Genomic DNA, 5,694 nt, shown 5'->3' on the forward strand with positions numbered 1-5,694 from the left:
ACAAAAAAGCCCCAATGTTTCCATTGAGGCTTTTGACTTCGCATAGGGCGAAGGAATAAAAAAAGGCAACGACTTACTCTCCCGCGTTTTACCGTAGTACCATCAGCGCTGGTGGGCTTAACTTCTCTGTTCGGAATGGGAAGAGGTGATCCCCACCGCTATAGTCACCTTAAGATCGCTCCGTCGGACGCCTGGGCGACCGCGGATCGGTATTCCTCGTTTGGAACACCGTCAATATCGTTGACATGTTGGAAGAAAGAATAGTATTAAGCGAGCATGCCTGGTGTTAATTGTTTTCGCTGCCTCACCCGGATCCGAAGACCCAGGTGAGGCTTCTATTATGAAGCGTTTGGGTAATTAGTACTGCTCAGCTTTGCCATCTCTGACTTTACACCTGCAGCCTATCAACGTCATAGTCTCTGACGTCCCTGTAAGGAAGTCTCATCTCGAGGTGGATTTCGCGCTTAGATGCTTTCAGCGCTTATTCCGTCCCAACATAGCTACCCGGCCGTGCCGCTGACACGACAACCGGTACACCAGCGGTTGGTCCAACCCGGTCCTCTCGTACTAAGGTCAGATCCTCTCAAACTTCCTGCGCCCATCACAGATAGGGACCGAACTGTCTCACGACGTTCTGAACCCAGCTCGCGTGCCACTTTAATGGGCGAACAGCCCAACCCTTGGGACCTTCTCCAGCCCCAGGATGTGACGAGCCGACATCGAGGTGCCAAACCTCCCCGTCGATATGAGCTCTTGGGGGAGATCAGCCTGTTATCCCCAGAGTACCTTTTATCCTTTGAGCGATGGCCCTTCCATGCAGAACCACCGGATCACTATATCCCACTTTCGTGCCTGATCGACTTGTCTGTCTCACAGTCAAGCATGCTTGTGCTATTGCACTCCACGTACGGTTACCAAGCGTACTGAGCATACCTTTGAAAGCCTCCGATACACTTTCGGAGGCGACCACCCCAGTCAAACTACCCACCACACAATGTCCCATAACTTAATATGGTTAGATATCGGAAAAATAAAGGGCGGTATTTCACCGTTGACTCCCTGATAGCTAGCGCCACCAGATCACTGCCTCCCGCCTATCCTACACATCATTTTCCCAATATCAATGTGAAGCTATAGTAAAGGTTCATGGGGTCTTTCCGTCCCGTGACGGGTAAACGGCATCTTCACCGTTACTACAATTTCACCGAGCTCACGGCTGAGACAGCGCCCAGATCGTTACACCATTCGTGCAGGTCGGAACTTACCCGACAAGGAATTTCGCTACCTTAGGACCGTTATAGTTACGGCCGCCGTTTACTGGGGCTTCAGTTCAAAGCGTCGCCTTGCGGCTAACTTCCCCCCTTAACCTTCCAGCACCGGGCAGGTGTCAGGCCATATACTTCATCTTGCGATTTCGCATAGCCATGTGTTTTTGTTAAACAGTCGCCTGGGCCATTTCTCTGCGACCTTTCTCTATTGCTAGAAATTAGGCATCCCTTCTCCCGAAGTTACAGGATTATTTTGCCGAGTTCCTTAGCCGTGAATCTCTCGAGCACCTTAGGATTCTCTCCTCGACTACCTGTGTCGGTTTGCGGTACGGGCAATAACACAATATGCTTAGCGGATTTTCTCGGAAGTCTGATTACGTTCACTAGAGTCAGCCGAAGCCTTCTCCTACTTTCAGGTTTCAGCACCGTCTCCGGATTTGCCTGGAAACGATATACCTAAACCCTTAAACGACCACTATCGTCCGGTCGCAGAACTTTCACTACTCCTTCTCCACATCGCTCATGTTATCGGTATTGGAATATTAACCAATTGTCCATCGACTTTTCCTTTCGGATTCGCCTTAGGCCCCGACTTACCCGCGGCTGATTGACATTGCCGCGGAACCCTTAGTCTTTCGGTGGGCAGGGTTCTCACCTGCCTTATCGTTACTTATGCCTACATTTGCTTTTCTATCCTCTCCACCTCAGGTGACCCCTCGGCTTCTCCGATGATAGAATGCTCCCCTACCACTCTCCCGACGAATCGGAAGAATCCTGAGCTTCGGTACTATACTTGATGCCCGATTATTATCGATGCTCTGTCGCTCGACCAGTGAGCTGTTACGCACTCTTTAAAGGAATAGCTGCTTCCAAGCTAACCTCCTGGCTGTCTCAGCAACTGAACCACCTTAGTTCAACTTAGTATAGATTTTGGGACCTTAGCTGCAGGTCTGGGTTCTTTCCCTCTCGGACACGGACCTTAGCACCCATGCCCTCATTGCAAGGTATATTTGTTAGCATTCGGAGTTCATCTGGATTTGGTAGGATGTGACTCCCCCTAGTCCAATTGGTAGCTCTACCTCTAACAAACTCAACCCTCACACTGCTCCTAAAAGCATTTCGGGGAGTACGAGCTATTTCTCAGTTTGATTAGCCTTTCACCCCTACCCTCAGTTCATCCAAAAACTTTTCAACGTTTACTAGTTCGGACCTCCATCCCGTGTTACCGGAACTTCATCCTGACCAAGGGTAGATCACAAAGTTTCGCGTCTACTCCCACTGACTATGCGCCCTATTCAGACTCGCTTTCGCTCCGGCTACGCATCTCTATAATGCTTAACCTCGCCAGTGACAGTAACTCGTAGGCTCATTATGCAAAAGGCACGCCGTCACTTCATTACGAAGCTCCGACCGCTTGTAAGCGTATGGTTTCAGGTTCTCCTTTCACCCTCCTGTTCGGAGTGCTTTTCACCTTTCCTTCACAGTACTGGTTCACTATCGGTCTCTCAAAAGTATTTAGCCTTACCGGATGGTGCCGGCAAATTCAAACGGGGCGTCTCCAACCCCGCCCTACTCAGGATACTACCTCTCTATCTCAGTTTCTCTTACGGGGCTATCACCCTCTTTGGCCGGCTTTCCCATACCGTTCAGATCTCCTCGACTTCAATTATGTAGTCCTATTACCCCTCAATAGCCTTAACTATTCAGGTTTGGGCTCTTGCGCTTTCGCTCGCCACTACTGGCGCAATCACTATTGTTTTCTCTTCCTCCAGGTACTTAGATGTTTCAGTTCCCTGGGTTTGCTTCCCGATTTGCATCGGAATGACCTTGCGGCCGGGTTTCCCCATTCGGACATCTGCGGATCAATTCCTGTTTGCGGATCCCCGCAGCTTTTCGCAGCTTACCACGTCCTTCTTCGCCTCTGAGAGCCTAGGCATCCCCCATACGCCCTTTCTTACTTCTATAATCCCGGAACGTCTTCTCAGACATCCCAGGCACGTATCGCATCTGCCACTTCACAGTGACAGTGGATTCACCTTGTATGCTCGCTTAAATTGTATCTAGTTATATGTGTTTACACCATTGCTGGTTACGACACACCACTACTACTTATTACTACTCTTTCTTCAACATGTCAATGAACTCTTCTCCAGTGTCTAGTCCTCCGTGTTCCAACAAGCGGCTCGCTTGATGGACGACGTGGACATCTGGAAACGTGGCTCTCAGCTTTCCCGCTGACAGCCGCGAGCTACCTGCCCCTGGCCGATCTACCGATGCAGATCCGGTGAGGCGTTGTAACTCCTTTTCCTTTTCAATACTTCAATACTTCTTTTCCTGCGGCAACGCCTCGTTTGGCGGCTGCCTCTTTCTTTCCTGGTGGAGAATATCGGATTCGAACCGATGACCCCCTGCTTGCAAAGCAGGTGCTCTAGCCAGCTGAGCTAATCCCCCCTTGGTCCGCCTGAACTTCAGCGTAGACCGGAGACTTCACTCTCCTGTACACCTTCCATTCCGGCCTGGCGACTACAGTGGGCATGCGCAGACTCGAACTGCGGACCTCTACATTATCAGTGTAGCGCTCTAACCACCTGAGCTACACGCCCTCTAACTAGCTTTTAGCTTCTAGCTGTGAGCTGTTAGCCGGTCGTGCGTACGATGGCTTTCCGCTTGTCCTTGTCTCTGCTTCCTTTAGCTCAGGCTTGCGCCTGCTCTGTCCTGCTTCTTAGCTAACAGCTAAAAGCTCATAGCTAAAAGCTATTTCAATATCTCGAATGATTGCCTGATAGCGGACCTAACCAAGGTGTTCTGGTATGAGGCTCCACGATTGCTCGTAAACCTGTTTCCAACCAGATCTCCAGAAAGGAGGTGTTCCAGCCGCACCTTCCGGTACGGCTACCTTGTTACGACTTAGCCCCAGTCATCGGTTTTACCCTAAACAGCGCCTCTCAGCAACTGGCTTCAGGTCCTCCCGACTCCCATGGCTTGACGGGCGGTGTGTACAAGGTCCGGGAACGTATTCACCGCGCCATTGCTGATGCGCGATTACTAGCGATTCCAACTTCATGCAGGCGAGTTGCAGCCTGCAATCCGAACTGAGACGCTCTTTTTGTGATTGGCTTTCCTTCACAGGATCGCAACACTCTGTAAGCGCCATTGTAGCACGTGTGTAGCCCTGGGCGTAAGGGCCATGATGACTTGACGTCATCCCCTCCTTCCTCTCCGCTTGCGCGGGCAGTCTCTCTAGAGTCCCCACCATGACATGCTGGCAACTAAAGATAAGGGTTGCGCTCGTTGCGGGACTTAACCCAACACCTCACGGCACGAGCTGACGACAGCCATGCAGCACCTTGCTCCTTGTTCTTGCGAAAAAATCCGTCTCTGGATCTGTCAAGGGCATTCTAGCCCAGGTAAGGTTCCTCGCGTATCATCGAATTAAACCACATGCTCCACCGCTTGTGCGGACCCCCGTCAATTCCTTTGAGTTTCACCGTTGCCGGCGTACTCCCCAGGTGGATTACTTATCGCTTTTGCTAAGACGCTGGCCGTGTATCGCCAACATCGAGTAATCATCGTTTACAGTGTGGACTACCAGGGTATCTAATCCTGTTTGATCCCCACACTTTCGTGCCTCAGCGTCAGTTACTCCTTAGTAAGCTGCCTTCGCTATCGGTGTTCTGGACGATATCTAAGCATTTCACCGCTACACCGTCCATTCCGCCTACCTCATCAGTACTCAAGTCAACCAGTATCAATGGCACCTCGACAGTTAAGCTGCCGTATTTCACCACTGACTTAATCGACCGCCTACGCACCCTTTAAACCCAATAAATCCGGACAACGCTTGCCACCTACGTATTACCGCGGCTGCTGGCACGTAGTTAGCCGTGGCTTATTCACCAGGTACCTTCAATAAAGCGCGCACGCTCTTTTTATCCCCTGGCAAAAGCAGTTTACAACTCAGAAAGCCTTCTTCCTGCACGCGGCATGGCTGGATCAGGCTTGCACCCATTGTCCAATATTCCCTACTGCTGCCTCCCGTAGGAGTCTGGCCCGTATCTCAGTGCCAGTGTGGGGGATCAACCTCTCAGTTCCCCTATTGATCATCGCCTTGGTAGTCCGTTACACTACCAACTAGCTAATCATCCGCATGCTCATCCTCAACCATCGGAATTTTTATCGCTGTACGATGCCGCACTACGATCTTATGGAGAGTTAATCCGGCTTTCGCCGAGCTATGCTCCAGTTGAGGGCAGATTGCATACGTGTTACGCACCCTTACGACGCTCTCATAGTCCATTGCTGAACCATTTACCGCTCGTCTTGCATGTATTAGGCCTGCCGCTAGCGTTCATCCTGAGCCAGGATCAAACTCTCCATAGTATTAATCTTGATCTACTCCGGATCGCTCCGAAGTAAACGTCCTGCT

The 5,694-nt window shown here is 50.9% G+C and carries 2 tRNA genes and 3 rRNA genes; all 5 read right to left on the reverse strand.

From position 1 onward, the window contains the following. Nucleotides 1-60 precede the first annotated feature (60 nt). The 5 genes from rrf to AABK37_RS40060 all read right to left on the reverse strand — a co-directional run bounded on the left by rrf (nt 61) and on the right by AABK37_RS40060 (nt 5,648). Nucleotides 61-172, reverse strand: a 5S ribosomal RNA gene (gene rrf, locus AABK37_RS40040). 165 nt (nt 173-337) lie between these two features. Then, nucleotides 338-3,233, reverse strand: a 23S ribosomal RNA gene (locus AABK37_RS40045). A gap of 409 nt (nt 3,234-3,642) precedes the next feature. Then, nucleotides 3,643-3,719: transfer RNA gene (locus tag AABK37_RS40050), tRNA-Ala, on the reverse strand. Nucleotides 3,720-3,797: 78 nt separating this feature from the next. Continuing rightward, nucleotides 3,798-3,871 (reverse strand) — tRNA-Ile (locus tag AABK37_RS40055). A 255-nt stretch (nt 3,872-4,126) separates the two neighbouring features. After that, nucleotides 4,127-5,648, reverse strand: a 16S ribosomal RNA gene (locus AABK37_RS40060). Together the 16S, 23S and 5S rRNA genes with 2 tRNA genes alongside form the textbook arrangement of a ribosomal RNA operon. Between the last annotated feature and the right edge of the window lie 46 nt (nt 5,649-5,694).

This window comes from Tolypothrix sp. VBCCA 56010, from assembly GCF_050875635.1.
In the GTDB taxonomy this organism is placed as follows: domain Bacteria; phylum Cyanobacteriota; class Cyanobacteriia; order Cyanobacteriales; family Nostocaceae; genus Hassallia.